This is a genomic window from Pseudomonas sp. FW305-7 (genome assembly GCF_058786735.1).
In genome coordinates this window covers 1-19,612 of sequence record NZ_JBYSZA010000050.1, presented here as the reverse complement: position 1 = coordinate 19,612, position 19,612 = coordinate 1, and the positions used below count along the sequence as shown (strand labels likewise).

Sequence of the window (19,612 nt, the reverse complement as noted above, 5' to 3'; positions counted from 1 at the left end):
GAAGCAAACCGGAGGCGATGCCCCCGGATGGACACCGTAGCGAGGGAACACTGAGCCTAGGCGAAGTGCCGTACGTCCGGGAGCAGCCCTTTTGGTTACTTTTGGGGCGTTTGCCAAAAGTGACCCGCCGTAAGGGCGGAACCCTAAGCCGCCATCACCGCAGCAACGGATATGCCCCCAACCCCAAAACCCCAAACAACAAAATCAAAAGATCGCACCCTTCGGCAACTCCTACACTGGTTCCTACGGCTTGCCCTTCAAGCCCCAGACCACCACCATCCAAGGAGTCTGTCCCATGCCCGATAGAAAATGCGATTGTCCAGGATGCAAATGCACAATCAAGGAAGGCGACCATTCCTACGCCGTGCACGGCAAGCACTACTGCTGCGAAGCCTGCGCCCATCACCACAAGAGCGGTGAAGAGTGCTCAAGCAAAGGCTGCCATTGCGCGCATCCCAAATAACGACATGCAAAAAAAAGTGGAGCCTAATCAGGCTCCACTTCCAGTTTCAGACTCTCATCATCCAGCCGCTCGGCATGCCGCACAGTGCCTTGCAGCCGCCTGCCTTCAACCCACACCACCACGGTTTTCGCCTGGTCGAGGTTTTCCGGTAACGGTGCGGGCACCCGCAGGGCGAAACGATAAGGATCATCTTCGACCGCCTCCAGACCCACCCGACACTCCGCGCTCTTGGTGATGCGCCCAAACAACGTGTCCAGGCCGTATTCAAGTTGCGCCGGACTGCTGATGCTGGTCATTGTGCATTCCCCCGAATGATCCTGATGGCCACGCAGAGCTTAGCTTGCGGGTCGCCAGATAACATTTTCGACGCCGAATTTTTCCGCCATCGGTTTGCTGGTCTTCTGCACTTTTTCGCGGCCAAAGCGCGGGATTCGACCCACGCCCGCGTCGCAACTCGCCCAGTGCCACGCCTCGGCGTTGTCCATTTTGTCCGAGCGGATAATGAACGATTTGGGCGTGCCGTGAAGGGTGTATTCAATGACGAAAAGTTTTGCGTTGTTCATAAAGCCCGTATTCCTCCCTGTGGTAATAGAAGGATCGCAGCGCGCGTGGAAAATTCACTCGGATTGTCCGACGGTTTTCGCCATTGGCGACGAAATGGCGCACTGGTTACCATGGCGCTTCCGCCAACCCCAATGAATGCTCGCCATGGCCCTCGCCGCACCCCCTGATCTGAGTGACACCGATGTGCCCATGCAACCGCTGGCGCGAACCTATCCGCGTGGGCTGTTTATCGAGCCGCATGAGCATGTCTGGGGGCAGTTGTTGTATGCGATGAGCGGAGTGATGTGGGTCGAGACGCCGCACGAGGCATTGGTGGTGCCACCGCAGCGGGCGGTGTGGTTGCCGCCGGGGGTGCCGCACGGGATTCGCGTGGTATCGGATCTGCAGATGCGCAATATCTACCTGCGCCCGGCGCTGGCGGCGACGCTGGATGAGACGGTGCAGGTCATTGAGGTCGGCGGGCTGTTGCGCGAGTTGATCGTCGGGTTGGTGGAGCAGGGCGACAGTGGGGATCCGGCGTATTACGAGGCCTTGGTCGGGCTGGCGTTGCTGGAGTTGAAACGCGCCAGGCGTTCGCCGTTGAAGATTCCGCTGCCGGATGATTCCGATCGGCGCCTGATGAATCTGTGTCAGGCGGTGATCGCGTCACCGTCGCTGGCAATTCCCTTCGAACAGCACGCGGAAAACGCCGGCGCCAGCGTGCGCACGCTGGCGCGATTGTTCAAGGACAGTCTCGGCATGGGCTTCGCCGAATGGCGGCGGCAGGTGCAACTGGCAACGGCGGTGGCGGAGCTGATCCAGGGCGTGGCGGTGAGTGTGATTGCCCGTGAACTGGGTTATTCGCCGAGCAGTTTCAGCGACATGTTCCGCCGTGAGCTGGGCGTGGCCCCCTCGCAATTCACTGTGTAACGACGCTATTTCCTCAACCTGCACCGACCCTGTGGGAGCTGGCTTGCCAGCGATGGCGCCCGCACATCCAGCATTTTCGTGACAGACATACCGCTATCGCTGGCAAGCCAGCTCTCACAGGATTTTTCGCTGATTTCGGCAGATTTGGCCGAAATTCAGAAGTCCTTGGCCGATGCCTTTGCGGCCGATTCCCTAGACTCTGCCCATTCCCTTCACGCGGCAGAGTTCTCCCATGAACTACCTGATTTCTCTGGCCATCGGCCTCGGCGTCGGCCTGCTCTACGGCGCGCTGGATTTCCGTTCTCCAGCCCCTCCGGCAATCGCGCTGGTCGGTCTGCTCGGCATGTTGGCAGGTGAGCAGTTGTGGCCGATGGGCCGGCAACTGGTCGCGGGCTGGCTGTCCTGAGTTTCCTCTTTCCCATTCGGTGGATGTGTCCATGAAAGCACTGCAATTCGATAAAACCGGCGACTTGTCTTCCCTGCGTTACGTCGAGGTGCCAACGCCGGTACCGGGCGTCGATGAGGTGCTGGTACAGATCAAAGCGGCGGGCCTGAACCCCAGCGACGTGAAAAACGTACTCGGGCGTTTCCCCTACACCACGTTGCCACGAATTCCTGGGCGCGACTTCGCCGGTGTCGTGGTCGAAGGTCCGCGGGCCTTGATCGGCCAGGAAGTCTGGGGCACCGGGCGTGAGTTGGGCTTTTTCGCCGACGGCTCCCATGCGCAATTCGTCAAACTGCCGGCCAACGGCGTGGCCCACAAACCGTCGCACCTGAGTTTCACCCAGGCCGCCAGCCTCGGCGTGCCATACACCACGGCGTGGGATGCGCTGGAGCGTAGCCTCGTAACCGCTGAAACCCGCTTGCTGGTGATCGGTGGCGGTGCAGTGGCCACGGCAGCCTTGGCGCTGGCCAAAGTGCGCGGCGCGCAGTTGCTGGCAGCGGCGCGCCGGCCCGAGCAAGTCAAAGACTTGCAGGCGCAGGGTTATCAGACGATTCAACTGGATAAACCCGAAGACCTCGGCGCGCAGGTCAACGCGGTATATCGCGGCGGTGCGGATGTGATCTTCGACACTACCGGTTTCTGGTTGCCGGCCTCGGTGGCGGCATTGGCCACATTCGGTCGCATCGCCATCATCGCTGCGCCGGTGGATGGCCACGTGCAGTTGCCGGCACTGGCGCTGTACCGCAAGGGCGGTTCGGTGGTCGGGATCAACTCGCTGCTCTACGGCGTCGAAGCCTGTGCGGTGATGCTGGAACAGTTCGGGCGATTCTTCGATGAAGGCCTGCTGCCGTTGCCGCAAGGCCTGGTCGAAGCCCCGCTGGCCGAAGGCTTACAGCGTTATGCCGATGTGAATCAGGGCAGCGGCGACAAAGTCATCCTCATTCCCTGATACACCTTAATCTCCTCAACACCCCGCAACCTGTGGGAGCTGGCTTGCCAGCGATAGCGTCAATTCAGGCAATCTCCTCTGCGCCTGATCCACCGCCATCGCTGGCAAGCCAGCTCCCACAGGGATCCGCGTTGTTCTTAAGAGGCAGGAACGCCGTTCTCCCACGCCGACCAGTTTTTCAGGATGTCCTGCACCAGCGGATTACCCGTGCGATAGAGGTTTTCCAGCGCCGGCACAAAACCGCCCTGATCGGCGTACTTGAGCAAATTATCGACTTCACTCCCGCCCGGTTCAGGACGGTCGAAATCGGAACCGGCACGCACCACAGCGAGGCGTTGCACGTCGACCAGGCCTTCACGACTGGCGCGTAACAGCGCTTCGTATGTCGAGTTGTCTTCCTGTTGGGTCGTGCAGTATTCACCCTTGTTGTCGGTGAGCAGTCGGGTCCAGACTTCGGCCCGTTCGCTCAGGCGTGTGCCGGAGAACCAGGTGTTGCCAGCCAATGTGTCGCAGCGGGTGACCATCGGTGGCTGGTTGGCTGGCGCTGACGGGTATTTCAGGCGCCACGCCGCCGATTCCTTGCTCTCGCTCAGTTTGACCTTGTGGCTCAGGGCGAAGGCCTTGGCCTGCAAACTCGGGTTGAGTTCGAAGACTTCGGTCTTGTAGTCCAGCGGCGGTTTTTCGTTGGGGCCTTTGGTGTTGATGCCCAGGTATCCGGTCGGCCAACTCGACGGCGCGTCACGGGAATCCAGCTCCCATTGCGTGCCGAACTCCACCAGATAATGCGCCCACGCAGCGGTGCCGATGGTCCCGTGCTTCGGGCTGATCCCGGCGATACCCGCGATCAGGAAGTAGCTTTTGCGCAGATCGAATTTCGGCGACAGGGCCAGGGCCAGGGTCGAGGCGGCAGCGTTGGTCTGGCCCATGCCGGTGGTCAACAGGCACACCTGCCGGGTGTTGCAGCGGATGGTCGGGTACTCGGCGGACAGCCCCGGTACGCGGATTTCCTGCTTCAGCTCCAAGCGGTCGATCCAGTTTTGCGCCTCGGGGGCGAACATGGTGATCAGCACGACTTTCGGCTGGATCGGTGCCTCGGCCGCCCACGCGGTAGAAGAGAGCAGGGCTGCACCGGCCAGGGTCAAACGCATCATTGCTTGCATGAAAATCTCCTTGATTCAGAACTGATAACCGACGCCCGCGTAGTAACCCCAACCATTCGAGCGCGCGCGGAAATTGCCGTCGCCGAAGTTCAGCTCGCTGCCGTCTTCCCAGTTGCCGCCGTTGTGGAAATAACGGCCGACCAGGGTGAAGCGCAAATGGGTGAACGAGTAGAGCAACACGTTGGTCGCCACCGTCGCGTTGGCGGTGCGCGCCGGGTTGTCCTTGTGGATGTCGGAGCCGAAATCGAAGTTGGTGAAGCCGATGTAGGTCAGCGATGCGCCGTTGCTGAATTTGTCGATCGGCACGATGTATTTGAGCTGGGCGCGGTAGCCGTCCCACGAATATTCATTGCTCGCGCCGTAGTTTTCCCACTGGTAGCGCCCGTACAGGTTGGCCGACAGGTTGACCCGTGAATGGATGTCGATGTCGGTGCCGAAGCCGCTGTACAGGGTGTTGGCGCGGTTTTCCTTGCGGCTGCCGTGGTCGTAGATCCAGTCGAACGCGACGTACCATTCCTTGAACGGGCCAATAGCCAGGCTGCGGCCGGCGAGGTAGTCGATGGAAATGCGCGGCTCGTGCTCCATGAACACCGGCGAGCCGTGATCCCACACGCCTTTGTCGTGGCTGTTGCCGATGTTGAAGATCTTCGGCACGTCGATGTAGCCGTACAGTTCGAACGGCCCCTTGCGGCCGAAGTACTCGTATTCCAGGTAGATATCGTCGGCCGGCTGCGGGCCGAAGCTGATGTCTTTGCTGCCGATCAGCATCAAGTCCTGGTTGTACCAGTCCGACAGGTACGCGCCTTTTTTCGGTGGACTGGCTTCGGGGCTGAGGGCTTCGCCTTGAGCGGACTCTTCCGGCAATGCGGGTTGGGCGAGGGCGCTGTGGCTGAGAAGTCCGGTAACGCCGGTCAGTAGCAGGGAAACAGCAAACGTGCGCGCTAACGGGGCGCGAAGCGAGGAAGCGGGGCGCATTCAAAGTCCTTTTTTGCGGATCGAGGCCCGGATTCTTCGGACCTGTAGGGGTTTGTCGGGAAAATGCCGGCATTGACGCTTAGCAAACGTTTGCACAAGCCGTACCAATGTTTTCAATTCGCTGATATTTCGTCGATTTCAACGGTTTTTCTGACAGAACGATCACATTTTTCAAAATCTCAAAAAATGCCGGCGGGTATGACTCCTGTGGCGAGGGGGTTTATCCCCGATGGGGCGCGTAGCGGCCCTTGAAAGCGGGGCCTGCTGCGCAGTCCATTGGGGATAAATCCCTTCGCCACAAAAGCCATGTCAGGCCCGTCGGTACGGGCTGAAACGCTTATTCCAGAAGCCTCTAGTATTAAAGTATTAACACCATTTAATCCGTGCCCCAATGCTGGGCGTCTACTAGCGTTGTTCCCAATCAACGGTTTTGTGATGACCGTCGCAGTCTTGAGTCGCGTGTGGAATAAGCAGCGGTTCGCACGCTTTCAAGGAAGAAATTGGCCACGACAAGGAGTAGCCCGTGGAAGCAAGGTTCGGTGTCGCCCTCGTATCGCGTTTTTCCCCTCTTTCCCTTGCTGTGCATCTGAGTGTCGCCGGGTTGTTGTTCGGCGGCGTCAGCGCACCTGCGTTAGCCACGTGCTCCACGGCCGGTTCGACGGTGACTTGTACCGGCGTGCCTTCGCTGCCGTTGTTTCTCAACAACTTCAGCAGTGCCACCAATGGCCTGACGGTCAACGTCAACAGCGGCGCACAGATGAACGCGACCCTCGGCGGTCACGTCATGGACCTGACCGGGGTGAATATCAGCCTGAACAACTCCGGCACCCTCGACCCGGCGCTGCTCGGTCTGGTCTCGGTGTTGAGTGGCGGTGCCTTCATCGGCACCGGTGCGACCAGTACGGTCAGTGTGCTCAACAACGCCAGCGGGATCATCCGCGGCACCGGCATGTTGCTCGGCCTCAACCTGACCAGCATTGATGGCCTGGGCATCGCGGTGAACAACGCGGCGGCCGGTACCACCACCATCACCAACAACGGCACCATCACCTCGACCGGGCTTTCGGTGGGTGGCATCACCCTGGCCGATACCCCGGTGGTCGGGGTCTACGGCGGCTCGCAAGTCAACATGACCAACAGCAGCACGGGTGTCATCAACGGCCGGATCGCCTTCGAGACCTCGGCGGCGGGCAACACCTTCACCAACGCCGGTGCGATTACCGGTGGCGTGTCGATGGGGGCGGCGAGTACCAACACCTTCACTGCAGTGACTGGCTCTTCGGTGCAGGTCGGTGACGGCGTGCAGGTCAGCGTCGGTCTGGGTGGGCTGATCGGCATCAACCTGACCTTTGCCCCGACCGGCACCGTCGATGGCGGCGCGGGTGGCACCAACAGCCTGATCCTGCAAAACCCGATCGGCGTCGGCGGCGGTACGACCGGGACTGGAACGGCGTCCAGCGCGACCTACGTCAACTTCAACAACCTGACCATCAACAGCGGCACCTGGACCTTGCAGGGGCCATTGGTCAGCGGCGCGACCACGCTCAACGGCGGTGTCGCCCAGTTCAACAATAACGCCACATTTGGCAGCGGTGTCCTCACCTCCAACGGCGGGATTCTGCAGGCCAGCAATGCCGGCTTGAACGTCAGCAACCTGATCTCCCTCGGTGCCGGTGGCGTGACGGTGCAAGGCACCAACGCCACCACCCTCAGCGGGGTGATTTCCGGCAGCGGCGGCCTGACCAAAGTCGGTTCCGGGCAACTGAGCCTCAGCGCCGCCAACACCTACCTGGGCAACACCACGCTCAACGGCGGCACCGTGCAATTGGGCAACAACCTGGCGCTGAGCACCGGCACCCTCAACGTCACCGGCGCGACAACCCTGAGTGCCCCCGGCACGATCAGCCTGAACAATGCGATCAGTCTCGGCGGCACATTGACGGCCGGCGGCACCGGCGCACTGACGCTCGGCGGCTTGATCACCGGCAGCAGCGGCCTGAGCAAAACCGGCAGCGGCAGCCTGACCCTCAGCGGCGCCAACAGCGGTTACACCGGCACTACCACCCTCAGCGCCGGCAGCCTGCTGGTGACCAACAACAACTCGCTGGGCAGCGGCGCGCTGAACACTGCCGCTGGCACCAGCCTCGACAGCACCGCCAATGTCACGCTGGCCAACAACATCGCCATGACGGGTGCCCTCAATGTGCTCGGCAGTAATGCCCTGACACTCGGTGGTGTGTTGTCCGGCACGGGCGGCATTACCAAGAGTGGCAGCGCCAGCCTGACGCTGACCGGCAACAACACCAACGCCGGTAACACCGTGCTTAATGCCGGCAGCCTGTTCCTGGGCAGTAACACCGCGCTCGGTACCGGCGCGTTGAGCGCGGCGGCGGGCACCACGCTGGATGCGACCACAGCGGTAACGTTGGCCAACGCCGTCGCGCTGGCGGCGGATCTGACCATTGGCGGTACGCAGGCGCTGGGCCTGAGCGGCGTCATCAGTGGCGCCGGCAACCTGATTAAAAATGGCACCGCGAACCTGAGCCTTAGCGGCAACAACACGTTCTCCGGCGGCACCGCGCTGAATGCCGGCACGCTGATTGTCGGCTCCAACACCGCGCTGGGCACTGGCGCACTGACTACCGCGGAAGGTACCACCCTCGACGCCAGCACCGCGGTCGCGCTGACCAACGCGGTTTCCCTCGGCGGCAACTTGAACGTCGGCGGCAGCGCCAACCTGACCCTCGGTGGTGTTATCAGCGGCAGCGGCGGGCTGACCAAAAACGGCGCAGCCAACCTGATCCTTAACGGTACCAACACGTTCCTCGGTGCCATCGCATTGAACGCAGGCACCCTCACCGCAGGCGCGAATGCGGCGCTCGGCAGCGGCAACATCACCGTGGGCGGCGCGGCAACCCTCGACAGCAATGCGTCCGTGACCCTGAACAACGCGGTTATTCTCAACAACGCCTTGAGCATCGGCGGCGCCAACGCCCTGACGCTGGGTGGCGTGATCAGCGGCGCCAGTCAATTGATCAAGAACGGCGCGGCCAACCTGACCCTCAGCGGCTCTAACACTTACAGCGGCGGCACGACGCTGAATGCAGGCAGCCTGACCGTCGGCAATGGCGCGGCACTCGGCACCGGCGCACTGACCGTGGCCGGGGCGGGCACCCTCAACAGCAGTTCGGCGTTGACGCTGAACAACGCGATCACCCTCAACGCTAACCTCACCGCCGGCGGCGCCAACGCGCTGACCCTCGGCGGTGTAATCAGCGGCGCTAGCGGCCTGATCAAGACCGGCGCCTCAAGCCTGACCCTCAACGGCAATAACACCTATACCGGCACCACCGCGCTGAACGCCGGATCGCTGATCGTCGGCTCCAACACAGCGCTCGGCACGGGCGCGGTGAACGCATCGAACGGCACCACATTGGATGCCGGCACCGCAGCAACCCTGGCCAACAACGTCAACCTCGGCGGCACCCTGACGCTGGGTGGCAGCAATGCGCTGACCCTCGGCGGCGTGGTCGCCGGTATCGGTGGGCTGATCAAAAATGGCGCTGCCGACCTGACCCTTAACGGCGCCAACACCTATTTCGGCAACACCGCGCTGAACACCGGCAAACTGACGGTCGGCAGCAATACCGCATTGGGCGCGGGTACGTTGAACGCGGCGGCAGGCACTACGCTGGACGCCAACACCGCCGTCAGCCTGAACAATGCGGTGGCATTGGCCGGTGCCTTGAATGTCGGTGGCACGGCGGATCTGACTTTGACCGGTCTGGTCAGCGGCGCCGGCAGTCTGGTGAAAAACGGTACGGCCAATCTGATTCTCAACGCGGCGAACAACTTCCTCGGCGGCACCACCCTCAACGCCGGCACGCTGACGGTGGGCAACAGTTCGGCGTTGGGCTCCGGCGCACTGACCGTCGCGGGCGCGGCGACGATGGACAGCAATTCGCCGCTGGTCTCGCTAAGCAACGCGGTCGCCCTCAATGCGGCGTTGACCGTGGGGGGTACGCAAAACCTGACCCTCGGCGGCGTAACCAGTGGCACCGGCCAGTTGATCAAGAATGGCGCGGCCAATCTGACCCTCAACGGCAACAACACCTTCAGCGGCGGTACGACTCTGAACGCCGGCACCCTGACTCTGGGCAATGCCAACGGTTTGGGCAGCGGCGCGTTGATTGTTGGCGGCGCGGCGACCCTGGATAACAGCGCTTCCTTCGGCATCGGCAATGCAATCACGTTGAACGCCGGTCTCACCGTCGCGGGCAACAACGACCTGAGCCTCAACGGCATCATCGACGGCGCCGGCAACCTGACCAAAAACGGTCTGTCTGACTTGACGCTGGCCGGCAACAACACGTTCACGGGCGCGGTGAACATTGTCTCCGGCAGCGTCACCACGTTGAACAGCAATGCGCTGGGCAACACCTCTGGTGTGAATATCAGCGCTGGCGCCGGTCTGAATCTGGGCAGCGACGCCAGCCTCGGCGCGCTGACCGGCAGCGGCGACGTGCAGCTCACCGGCAGCAACACGCTGACCGTCGGCAACGGCAATCTCACCAGCACGTTCGACGGCGGCCTCAGTGGCAGCGGTGGCCTGATCAAGGTCGGCACCGGCACCCTGAACCTCACCGGGATCAACGGCATCACCGGCAACACCGCGATCAACGGCGGCACCGTGAGTCTCAGCGGTTCGCTGGCGAGCGCGCAGGTCAACGTCAATACCGGCGGCACCCTGACCGGTACCGGTTCGGCGCTTGGTGCCATCAACGTCAACAGCGGTGGGCATCTGGCGTTGTCGTCGGGTAACCAACTGTCCGCCGGTGCGCTGACCCTCGCGGCCGGCAGCAACGTCGATGTGGCGCTGGGAACCCCTTCGACCGCGTCGCTGATGAATGTCGGTGGCAACCTTACTCTCGACGGTAATCTCAACGTCACCGACGCCGGCGGTTTCGGCGTTGGCGTGTATCGCCTGTTCAACTACACCGGTGCGCTGACCAATCTGGGTCTTGATGTCGCCAGCGTGCCGGTCGGCTACGGCCTCGGCGATTTGATTGTGCAGACGGGCGTGGCCAATCAGATCAACATTCAAGTGTCGGCGCCGAACTCCAATATTCGTTACTGGGATGGCAGTCAGACGATTGCCAACGGTGTTGTCGATGGCGGCAGCGGTACCTGGAACGTGGTCGGCACCAATTGGACCGACGCCAACGGACTGGTCAATCAGCCATGGGCTGGCGACTTCGCGGTGTTCCAGGGTACGGCCGGTACGGTGACGGTTAACGGCACGCAAGCCTTCACCGGCATGCAGTTCCTCACCGACGGCTACAACGTGGTCAACGGTGCAGCGGGACAACTCACAGCGGTCAACGGCACCGGCGGCACCACTTCGTTGCGCGTCGATCCGGGCGTGACGGCGACCATCAATGCCAATATCGATGGCAGCGGCATCCTTAATAAACTCGACGCCGGCACGCTGGTGCTCGGTGGTGCCAACACTTATACCGGCGGCACGCAACTGGACGGCGGCAAGATCATCGTCGGCAGCAACACCGCACTCGGCACCGGAACGTTAACGGCGAATGCCGGCACGCAACTGGACAGCAACACGGCGGTGACCCTCGGCAACGCGGCGACACTCAACGGCAACCTCACCGTGGTCGGCAGCAATGCGCTGACCCTCAACGGCGTGATCGGCGGCACCGGTGGTCTGATCAAAACCGGCGCGGCCAACCTGACCCTCGGCGGCAATAACGCCTTCCTCGGGCCAGTGGCGCTGAACGCGGGTGGACTGATTCTGGCGTCGAACTCGGCGCTGGGCTCGGGCACGCTGAACGCGGCGGGCGGCACCGCGCTGGATGCCGCCACCGCCGTTTCGGTCAACAACGCGGTCAATCTGGCCGGCAACCTCGGCATCGGCGGTGCAGCGGATCTGACCCTTGCCGGCACGATCAACGGCGCCGGCAGCCTGACCAAGAACGGCGCGGCCAACCTGACCCTCAGCGGCAACAACAACTTCCTCGGCGGCATCAACCTCAGTGCCGGCACCCTGACCGCTGGCAGCAACTCGGCGCTGGGCCTGGGCAACCTCACCGTCGCCGGCGCTTCGGCGCTGGACAGCAGCAGTGCGTTGAGCCTGGGCAACAACGTCGTGCTCAACGCCAACCTGAGCAACACCGGCAGCAACAACCTGACCCTCGCCGGTGTGGTCAGTGGCGCGGGTGGGCTGATCAAGAACGGCGCGTCGAACCTGACGCTCAACGGCATCAACACCTTCAGCGGAGGTACCACGCTGAACGCCGGCACGTTGACCCTCGGCACTGGCTCTTCACTGGGTTCCGGCGCACTGACCGTGGCGGGTGCATCGACTCTCGATAACTCCGCACCGCTGGTGCTGGCCAACAACGTTAACGTCAATGCGAATCTGAGCCTGGCCGGTAACAACAACCTGACCCTTGGCGGCGTGATCGCCGGGGCGGGTACGTTGACGAAAAACGGTCTGGCCGACCTCACGTTGAGCGGCAACAACACCTTTAGCGGCACCTTCGACGTGTTGTCCGGTAGCTTGACCACCCTCAACGGTACGGCGCTGGGCAACAACGCCACGGTCAATCTCGCTGGCGGCACGGCGCTCAACCTCGGTGCTTCCGGCAGCCTCGCCAGCCTCACTGGCAACGGCACCGCGCTGGTCGGCACCGGCAATACGCTGAGCCTGGGCGGCAACAACGTCAGCAGCACCTTCGCCGGCATCCTCAGCGGTGACGGCGGACTGACCAAACTCGGCAGCGGCACCCTGACCCTGAGCGGCGTCAGCGATTTGACCGGCGACACCAACGTCAACGCCGGCACCTTGCAGGTCAACGGCTCGCTGGCCAGCGGCAATGTGCTGGTCAACAACGGTGGCACCCTTGGCGGTAGTGGCACCCTGACCGGTGCGGTGACGGTGGTGGATGGCGGTCATCTGGCAGGCGCTACCGGCAGCACCTTGTCGGTGAATTCGCTGGTGCTCAACGGCAACTCCAACTTCGATGTCGGCCTCGGCACCCCGGTGTCCGGTGGCGGCAATGCGTTGGTGAATGTCGGCGGCAATCTGACCCTCGACGGCACGCTGAATGTCAGCGACATCGGCGGTTTCGGCAGCGGCGTGTATCGCCTGATCAACTACACCGGCGGCCTCACCGACAACGGCATGCTGATCGGCACGGTACCGGGCAGCGTCACCCCGGGCGACCTGACCCTGCAAACCGCGCTGGCCAACCAGATCAATCTGCTGGTCACTGCACCGGGCGTCACCGTGCAATTCTGGGACGGCAATCAACTGATCGCCAACGGTTCGGTGGACGGCGGCAGTGGCACCTGGGGCACCGGCACCACCAACTGGACCGACGTCAACGGCACCACCAATCAGGCCTGGACCAACAACTTCGCAGTGTTCCAGGGCACGGCGGGCACGGTCACGGTCAACGGCGCGCAAACCATCACCGGCATGCAGTTCGTCACCGATGGCTACAGCCTGCAAAACGGCACAGCGGGGTCGCTGAATCTGGTCAACGGTTCGCTGGGTAACGCCTCGGTGCGCGTCGATCCGAACACAACGGCGACCATCGGTGTGGCACTCAACGGCGCCGGCACCCTCGGCAAATACGACACCGGCACGCTGGTGCTCAACGCCGCCAACGGTTACACCGGCGGCACCGCGCTCAATGGCGGCAAGATTGTGGTCGGCAACAACGCGGCGCTCGGCACTGGCGTGTTGACGGCGGCCAACGGCACCGCGCTGGACAGCAACACCGCCGTCAGCCTCGGCAACGACGTGGTCCTCAACGGTGGCCTGAACGTTGCCGGCTCCAATGCCTTGACCCTCGGCGGCGTGGTCAGCGGCAGCGGCAGTCTGATCAAGACCGGCGCTTCCAGCCTGACCCTCAACGGCAGCAACACCTACAGCGGCGGCACCCAACTGGGGGGCGGCACGCTGATCCTCGGCAATAACAGCGCACTGAGCAGCGGTGCGTTGAGTGTGACCGGCAACGGCAGCCTCGACAGTGCCTCGGCGCTGCAACTGGCCAACGCCATTAACCTCGGCGCGCAACTGACGCTCGCCGGTAACCAGAACACCACCCTGATCGGCGCGATTACCGGCAGCGGCAGTCTGCTGAAAAACGGCACGGGTGATCTGGTGCTCAGCGGCGCGAATACCTACAGCGGTGGCACCACGCTGAACGGCGGCAGCACGCGCGGCGACACCAGCAGCCTGCAAGGCGCAATCGTCAACAACGCGGCGCTGACCTTCGAGCAGAACGCTGACGGCAGCTACACCGGCAACCTCACCGGTAGCGGCACGCTGAACAAAACCGGCAGCGGTCAATTGCTGTTGACCGGCAACAATACGTTCACCGGCAACACGTCGGTGCAGGCCGGCAATCTGCTCGTCAACGGTGTGTTCAACAGCGCCAACGTCAATGTCGCCAGTGGTGCGAAAATCGGTGGCGGCGGTCAGTTCGGCGGGGCGGTGCAACTGGCCGACGGCGCGACCTTGCTCGGTGGCGGCACGGCGACGCCGTTGTCGGTCGGTTCGCTGGCGTTGTCCTCGGGCACGAATCTTGACTTCAGTCTTGGCTCGGCGGCCAGCTCCACCACAGTGGTCAACGTCGCTGGCAACCTGACCCTCGACGGCACGCTGAACATCAGCAACGCCGGCGGCTTCGGCACCGGGGTCTACCAACTGTTCAGCTACGGCGGCAGCCTGACTGACAACGGGCTGGTTTACGGCAGCCTGCCGGTGTCGACGGCCAATCTGACCCTGCAAACCGCCATCGCCAACCAGATCAATCTGCTGGTGCAAGGCACTCCGGGAGAGGTGCAGTTCTGGAACGGCGGCACCACCAATCCTGATGGCAGCATCGATGGTGGTAGCGGTGTGTGGGGGCCGAATACCAACTGGACCGATCCGAGCGGCACGCAAGCGTTGGCCTCCAACGGTCAGTTCGCCGTATTTGGCGGGCAGAGCGGCACGGTGACTGTGCAGGGCAATCAGAACTTCACCGGCCTGCAATTCCTCACCAACGGCTACAGCCTGGTGCCAGGGGCGGGCGGCACCCTGACGCCGGTCAACGGTTCTGACGGCAGCCTTGCGCCGGTGCGCGTCAACGCCGGGGCCAGTGCGGAGATTTCCACACCACTGGTCGGGACTGGCGGCATCGAAAAACTCGACGCCGGAACCCTGGTGCTGAGCGGCGCCAACACCTACAGCGGTGGCACCACGGTCAGCGGCGGTACGCTGATCGGCAACACCACCAGCCTGCAAGGCAACATCCTCAACAACGCTTCGCTGGTGTTCCAGCAGAACGCCAATGGCCAGTTCAACGGTTCGCTGCGTGGACTGGGCGCGATGCTTAAACGTGGCGCCGGGACATTGCTGTTGACCGGTGACAATCCATTCAGCGGCGCCGTGTCGGTGGATCAAGGCGTGCTGCAAGTCGGCAGCCGCGCCGCGCGGGCTTCGTTGGGCGGGCAAGTCACCGTGGCCAACGGCGCCGGTCTGAGCGGTAACGGCAGCGTCGGTTCGCTGGTCAACCACGGTGTGGTGGCATCGGGTGCAGAGGCTGGCACTCTGAGCGTGGCCGGCAACCTGACCAATGCCGCCGACGGTGTGCTGGCGCTGACCATCAGTTCGCCAACCGCGACACCGTTGGCGGTCGGCGGTACCGCAGCGCTAGGCGGTGGTTTGCAGGTCAATTCGCTGGCACCGTTCACCGGCAATACCGTGTACTCGCTGATCACGGCGGGCGGTGGTGTGACTGGCACCTTCAGCAGCGCAGATCTGCCGCAGTACGCCTTCCTCGACAGCTCGCTGGTTTACGGTGCCGATTCGGTGACCCTGGCGGTCAGCCGCAACGACAACTCGTTCGCCGATGTCGCTGCGACCGGCAACCAGAGCGCTACCGCTTCGGCGTTGTCGCGTAACGGTGCAGCGGGTACGGCGTTGCAGAACCAGATCGTCAACCTCAGCGTGGCCGGTGCGCGCAGTGCCTTTGACAGCCTGTCCGGCGAAATCCACGCCAGCACCGCCAGCGCGATTCTCGAAGATTCGCGTTACGTGCGTGAGGCCGTCAACGATCGCATGCGCCAGCCGTCGTGCAGCGCGGCGGATGATCCACGCCGTGCCCTGGCGCCAAGCGAGAACCAGTTGAGCAGCAACGGCTGCCACGGCGAAATGGTCGGCTGGGCCCGCGCACTGGGTGCCTGGGGTGAATCGGATGGCGACAGCAACAGCGCCAAACTCGATCGCAACCTCAGCGGCTTCCTGCTCGGCACCGACAAGCAGATCGATGACCAATGGCGCGTGGGCATGGCCGCCGGTTACACCCGCAGCGATCTGGATGCCCATGATCGTCGCTCGGATGCCACGGTCGAAAGCTACCACCTGGCGGCGTACCTCAACTCGCAGTTCGATGCACTGGCCGTGCGCCTCGGCGCGGCTTACAGCTGGCACGACATCGAGACCAAACGCGACGTCAGCGTCGGTACTTACAACGATCGCTTGAAAGCCAACTACGACGCACGCAGCGCACAGGTGTTCGGCGAAGTCGGTTACACCATTGACGCCGCCGGTATCGCTCTGGAGCCGTTCGCCGGTCTGGCCTACGTCAACTACGACACCGACAAGGCCAAGGAAAAGGGCGGAGTAGGGCGCCTGAAGGCGGATGCCGATCAGGACATCACCTTCTCGACCCTCGGCCTGCGCGCCGGCAAAGTCATCACCCTGAGCAACGGCGGGCAATTTACCCCGCGCGCGGCTGTGGGCTGGCGGCATGCGTTCGGCGACACCAAGCCTGACGCCGACCTGACCTTCATCGACGGCGGCGCCTCGTTCAGCACTCAAGGTGTGCCGATTGCCAAGGACAGCGCCATCGTTGAAGCGGGCGTGGACTTCCAGATCAGCCCGACCGGCAAGCTCGGGGTCGGCTACTCGGGGCAACTGTCGAACGACAACAACGATCACGCGATGACCATCAGCTTCAGCCTTGGCTTCTGAATTAGGGTCGAAGCACTTTTAGCCGCCCGCGAGGGCGGTTTTTTTTTGCCGGAGCAAAGGTCTCAGTAACTTCTGTAGGAAATTCGTTTTGGAACCGTCCGCTTTTTCCCAAATGGAAACGCCCTACATCAAACATCGATTCATCTGACTTCACCGATTTAGCCATCACGCCTCACAGTCCTGTGCCTTAAACAGACACAGGGATATGTGGATGCTTACCGCCGGCCGCTCCGTTGTTTTCAGACTCGACATCGAAGGTTTTCCCCACGATCTGCAGGTAGCCGAATTCCGGGCTACCGAGGCGCTCAACCAAACCTACAAGATCGACCTTGAACTGGTCAGCGAACGCCGTGACCTGGATCTCGAGTCCTTGCTGCACCGTCCGGCATTTCTCTCGTTTTGTGCGAACGGCGCCGGTCTTCACGGGCAGATTTATCGAATCGCCCAAGGTGATTCCGCTTCCCGTCTGACGCGCTATCAGATCGTTCTGGTGCCCTGTCTGGCTTACCTTGCGCATCGCCATAATCAACGGATCTTTCAGCACCAGAGCGTGCCGCAAATCATCGCCAGCGTGTTGAGTGACCACGGCATGCAGCCCGATGCCTGGCGTTTTCAACTCAGTGCCGAGTACCCGCCGCGCCTGTATTGCGTGCAGTTCGACGAGTCGGATCTGCACTTCATCCAGCGTTTGTGCGAGGAAGAAGGCCTGCACTTTCATTTCCAGCACCGCAACGATGGGCATCTGTTGGTGTTTGGCGACGACCAGACGGTCTTCCCCACACCTGACGTGCCGACAGCCTATGCACAAGGCAGCGGCATGGTCGCCGAAGCGGCGGTGATCGACCGCTTCAAGGTTCGTCTCGAAACCCGCACCAGCCACGTCAGTCGCCGCGACTATCACTTTGAAAAACCCACGGTGCAACTCGACGCCGAGGCCAAAGAAAACCGGCTTCCAGCGCTTGAGGATTACCGCTTTCCGGGACAGTTCAGCCACCGTGATCACGGTAGACATTTGAGCCAGCGCGCCCTTGAGCGGCATCGCGCCGATTATCGTCAAGCCCATGGCCGCAGCGACCAAAGCCTGATGCGCAGTGGCAGTTTCGTCGACATGAGCGAGCACCCGCGCGCCGACTGCAATGGCCTGTGGCTGCTGACCCGCGTTGAGCACATCGGCCTGCAACCGCAAGTGCTGGAGGAATCGTCAAGCGTCCCGGCTACCGACGATGGTTTCAGTCAGGGCTATCGCAATCACTTCGTCGCGACGCCTTGGGAGGTGAATTTTCGCCCCGCGCTGGAGCATCCAAAAATACGTATGACCGGCCACCAGCACGCCGTGGTGACGGGGCCGCCCGGCGAGGAAATCTACTGCGACGCCTATGGCCGGGTGAAAGTACAACTGCTGTGGGATCGCGACGGTCAGCTCAACGAGCAATCCAGTTGCTGGCTGCGCGTGGCCACGGGCTGGGCCCATGACCGTTACGGCAGCGTGCAGATTCCGCGCGTCGGCATGGAAGTGCTGGTGGGGTTTACCGAGGGCGATCCGGACAAACCGTTCGTGGCCGGCTGCTTGCCCAACGCGGCGACGCCGGTGCCACTGGACCTGCCGGCGGAACACACGCGCAGCATCTTTCGCAGCCAGAGCAGTCCGGGCGGTGGCGGCTATAACGAGTTGCGCATCGAGGACAGAAAAGGAGCTGAAGAAATTGCCATTCGCGCCCAGCGTGACTTCGCTCAACTGGTGCTCAATGACCAACGCGTGCAGGTCGACCACCAACACACGATGGTCGTCGGCGGTCTTTGCAGTCTTGATCTGCGCAGTGATGAGCATCATCTGACCCACGGCAATCGCCTGACCGAACTCAAGCAGGACGACCACCTGTGGGTGCAAGGCGACCGGCACATCCGGGTCGCCAGTCAGCGACTCAGCGCCGGCCAGCAAATCCACCTCGGCGCCGGTCAGCAAGTGGTTATCGATGGCGGCACCCATGTGACGATCATGGCCGGCGGGCACTGGTTGACGCTGGGGCCGGAGGGCATCTGCAGCAGCGTGCCGATCGTTCAGGGTGGCGCGCCTGCGGTTGGCCTGGCAGCAGAACCGTTGGTGCCGGGAGCGTTGCCGTCGTTGAAAGTGGCGTCTGATCCGCTTCAGCAACGCCATGCGTTGGCTGCCAACCGTGACGCGCGGTGCCTGGTCTGCGAGGCGGCCCAAGCATGAGCGTTCTGACTTCTTTTCCCGATGATTTGCCTTGGAGCGAGCAACGGGCCTTGCTGTTGCTGGATGGCGCAACGATCAGCGATTTGCCTGCGCGGGTCAGGCAGCTCAGCCCGGCGGCCAATACGTTTGCCTTGTTCGACCAGACGTCCTTTTCTGCATTGCGCGACATCTCGCCGTTGCTGGTGGAAATCCAGCCGGCGGACGATCCGCTGGCGCTGTTCTATCTGCAACACGCGGCTGAGGAGTGGGGCGTTTTGTTGTTCAGCGCGGCGCCTGCGCACAGCGTGGCCGAGCACTTGCGCAAACTGGTCAGCGTCGAGTTGCCGGCCGGCCAGTCGGCCATGCTGCGGCTGGCCGATGCGGCGGTTGCTCATGCCCTGTTTGCCAGTGGCGATCAGTGTTTATTCGGGCCTTTGAGTTGCGTGGTGACTGCCGATTGCGTCAACGCGGTCTGGCACAGCCATCGACCGCGACGGGCGGAGTGCCCGGTGCTTGGCGTTCCTTATTGCCTGAGCCCTGAACTGGACGCAGCGCTGGACCGGGTTGATCGGCGTCGCGCCTTGCTGGAACTCAATGCGCATTTGTTGAAGCACTTTCCCGGATTTCCTCTCGAAGGAGCGCTGAGTCAGCGCTGGCCAACCCTTGAGCAAATTGATAGCCAAGCCCGCGCGCTTGGCCTGAGCAGCCCATCCGAGTTGTTCAACTACGCCAACCTGATGGTGTGGCTTGACGGCAGCGATATCGACCAACACCCAAAAATCCATCACTTGCTGCATTCGCCCTCACTGCAATCACCGGGCGAGCGCGTTGCGTTGGCCGCTGATCTGGCGCAGCGCTGGGCCAGCCAGAAGGAATGCCCATGACCCATCCCGCCATTCTCGACGC

At 62.6% G+C, this 19,612-nt stretch carries 11 protein-coding genes; 7 read left to right on the top strand and 4 right to left on the bottom strand.

From position 1 onward, the window contains the following. Nucleotides 1–295 precede the first annotated feature (295 nt). Nucleotides 296–463, top strand: coding sequence for a metallothionein (locus AC3WMT_RS30195; RefSeq protein WP_103307310.1), 168 nt, complete (start codon nt 296–298; stop codon nt 461–463). 23 nt (nt 464–486) lie between these two features. Here AC3WMT_RS30195 and AC3WMT_RS30190 read toward each other — a convergent pair whose 3' ends face one another. Both AC3WMT_RS30190 and AC3WMT_RS30185 read right to left on the bottom strand, forming a co-directional pair. Then, nucleotides 487–759 carry a hypothetical protein gene (locus AC3WMT_RS30190; protein WP_103307309.1) on the bottom strand — a complete coding sequence of 91 codons (273 nt, stop codon included), beginning with the start codon at nt 757–759 and terminating at the stop codon, nt 487–489. A 39-nt stretch (nt 760–798) separates the two neighbouring features. Beyond that, nucleotides 799–1,026 carry a DUF6555 family protein gene (locus tag AC3WMT_RS30185; RefSeq protein ID WP_103307308.1) on the bottom strand — a complete coding sequence of 76 codons (228 nt, stop codon included), beginning with the start codon at nt 1,024–1,026 and terminating at the stop codon, nt 799–801. 136 nt (nt 1,027–1,162) lie between these two features. Between AC3WMT_RS30185 and AC3WMT_RS30180 the strand changes: the two genes are divergently transcribed. The 3 genes from AC3WMT_RS30180 to AC3WMT_RS30170 all read left to right on the top strand — a co-directional run bounded on the left by AC3WMT_RS30180 (nt 1,163) and on the right by AC3WMT_RS30170 (nt 3,330). Further along, entirely contained in the window at nt 1,163–1,936 is a 774-nt protein-coding gene (locus tag AC3WMT_RS30180) for an AraC family transcriptional regulator (RefSeq protein WP_103307307.1), read from the top strand. A gap of 232 nt (nt 1,937–2,168) precedes the next feature. Next, nucleotides 2,169–2,342 carry a DUF1427 family protein gene (locus AC3WMT_RS30175; protein ID WP_007969534.1) on the top strand — a complete coding sequence of 58 codons (174 nt, stop codon included), beginning with the start codon at nt 2,169–2,171 and terminating at the stop codon, nt 2,340–2,342. Between the two features lie 31 nt (nt 2,343–2,373). Next, nucleotides 2,374–3,330 (top strand): quinone oxidoreductase family protein, encoded by a 957-nt coding sequence (locus AC3WMT_RS30170; protein ID WP_103307306.1) that lies wholly within the window; start codon nt 2,374–2,376, stop codon nt 3,328–3,330. 137 nt (nt 3,331–3,467) lie between these two features. Here AC3WMT_RS30170 and AC3WMT_RS30165 read toward each other — a convergent pair whose 3' ends face one another. Both AC3WMT_RS30165 and AC3WMT_RS30160 read right to left on the bottom strand, forming a co-directional pair. Further along, complete coding sequence (locus tag AC3WMT_RS30165; RefSeq protein ID WP_103307305.1) at nt 3,468–4,490, bottom strand: purine-nucleoside phosphorylase; 1,023 nt, start codon at nt 4,488–4,490, stop codon at nt 3,468–3,470. A 15-nt stretch (nt 4,491–4,505) separates the two neighbouring features. Beyond that, nucleotides 4,506–5,465 carry a nucleoside-specific channel-forming protein Tsx gene (locus AC3WMT_RS30160; RefSeq protein WP_103307304.1) on the bottom strand — a complete coding sequence of 320 codons (960 nt, stop codon included), beginning with the start codon at nt 5,463–5,465 and terminating at the stop codon, nt 4,506–4,508. 523 nt (nt 5,466–5,988) lie between these two features. On the opposite strand from AC3WMT_RS30160, the gene AC3WMT_RS30155 reads away from it, so the two are divergent. The 3 genes from AC3WMT_RS30155 (at nt 5,989) to AC3WMT_RS30145 (ending at nt 19,590) form a co-directional block, all read left to right on the top strand. Beyond that, on the top strand, nt 5,989–16,512 hold the full coding sequence (locus AC3WMT_RS30155) for an autotransporter-associated beta strand repeat-containing protein (RefSeq protein WP_103307303.1): 10,524 nt from the start codon (nt 5,989–5,991) through the stop codon (nt 16,510–16,512). Between the two features lie 211 nt (nt 16,513–16,723). Further along, complete coding sequence (locus AC3WMT_RS30150) at nt 16,724–18,727, top strand: type VI secretion system Vgr family protein (RefSeq protein ID WP_103307302.1); 2,004 nt, start codon at nt 16,724–16,726, stop codon at nt 18,725–18,727. Beyond that, the gene (locus AC3WMT_RS30145) at nt 18,724–19,590 is read left to right on the top strand and encodes a DUF4123 domain-containing protein (protein WP_103307301.1); all 867 of its coding nucleotides are present in this window, start codon (nt 18,724–18,726) and stop codon (nt 19,588–19,590) included. The genes AC3WMT_RS30150 and AC3WMT_RS30145 overlap by 4 nt, the downstream gene beginning before the upstream one ends. Nucleotides 19,591–19,612: the final 22 nt, after the last annotated feature.

Bases quoted from the DNA above. Each gene is read 5' to 3' on its own strand.
- AC3WMT_RS30195 (WP_103307310.1), top strand. From the start codon at position 296: ATGCCCGATAGAAAATGCGATTGTCCAGGATGCAAATGCACAATCAAG.
- AC3WMT_RS30180 (WP_103307307.1), top strand. From the start codon at position 1,163: ATGCTCGCCATGGCCCTCGCCGCACCCCCTGATCTGAGTGACACCGAT.
- AC3WMT_RS30170 (WP_103307306.1), top strand. From the start codon at position 2,374: ATGAAAGCACTGCAATTCGATAAAACCGGCGACTTGTCTTCCCTGCGT.
- AC3WMT_RS30190 (WP_103307309.1), bottom strand. From the start codon at position 759: ATGACCAGCATCAGCAGTCCGGCGCAACTTGAATACGGCCTGGACACG.
- AC3WMT_RS30150 (WP_103307302.1), top strand. From the start codon at position 16,724: ATGCTTACCGCCGGCCGCTCCGTTGTTTTCAGACTCGACATCGAAGGT.
- AC3WMT_RS30165 (WP_103307305.1), bottom strand. From the start codon at position 4,490: ATGCAAGCAATGATGCGTTTGACCCTGGCCGGTGCAGCCCTGCTCTCT.
- AC3WMT_RS30185 (WP_103307308.1), bottom strand. From the start codon at position 1,026: ATGAACAACGCAAAACTTTTCGTCATTGAATACACCCTTCACGGCACG.
- AC3WMT_RS30145 (WP_103307301.1), top strand. From the start codon at position 18,724: ATGAGCGTTCTGACTTCTTTTCCCGATGATTTGCCTTGGAGCGAGCAA.
- AC3WMT_RS30175 (WP_007969534.1), top strand. From the start codon at position 2,169: ATGAACTACCTGATTTCTCTGGCCATCGGCCTCGGCGTCGGCCTGCTC.
- AC3WMT_RS30160 (WP_103307304.1), bottom strand. From the start codon at position 5,465: ATGCGCCCCGCTTCCTCGCTTCGCGCCCCGTTAGCGCGCACGTTTGCT.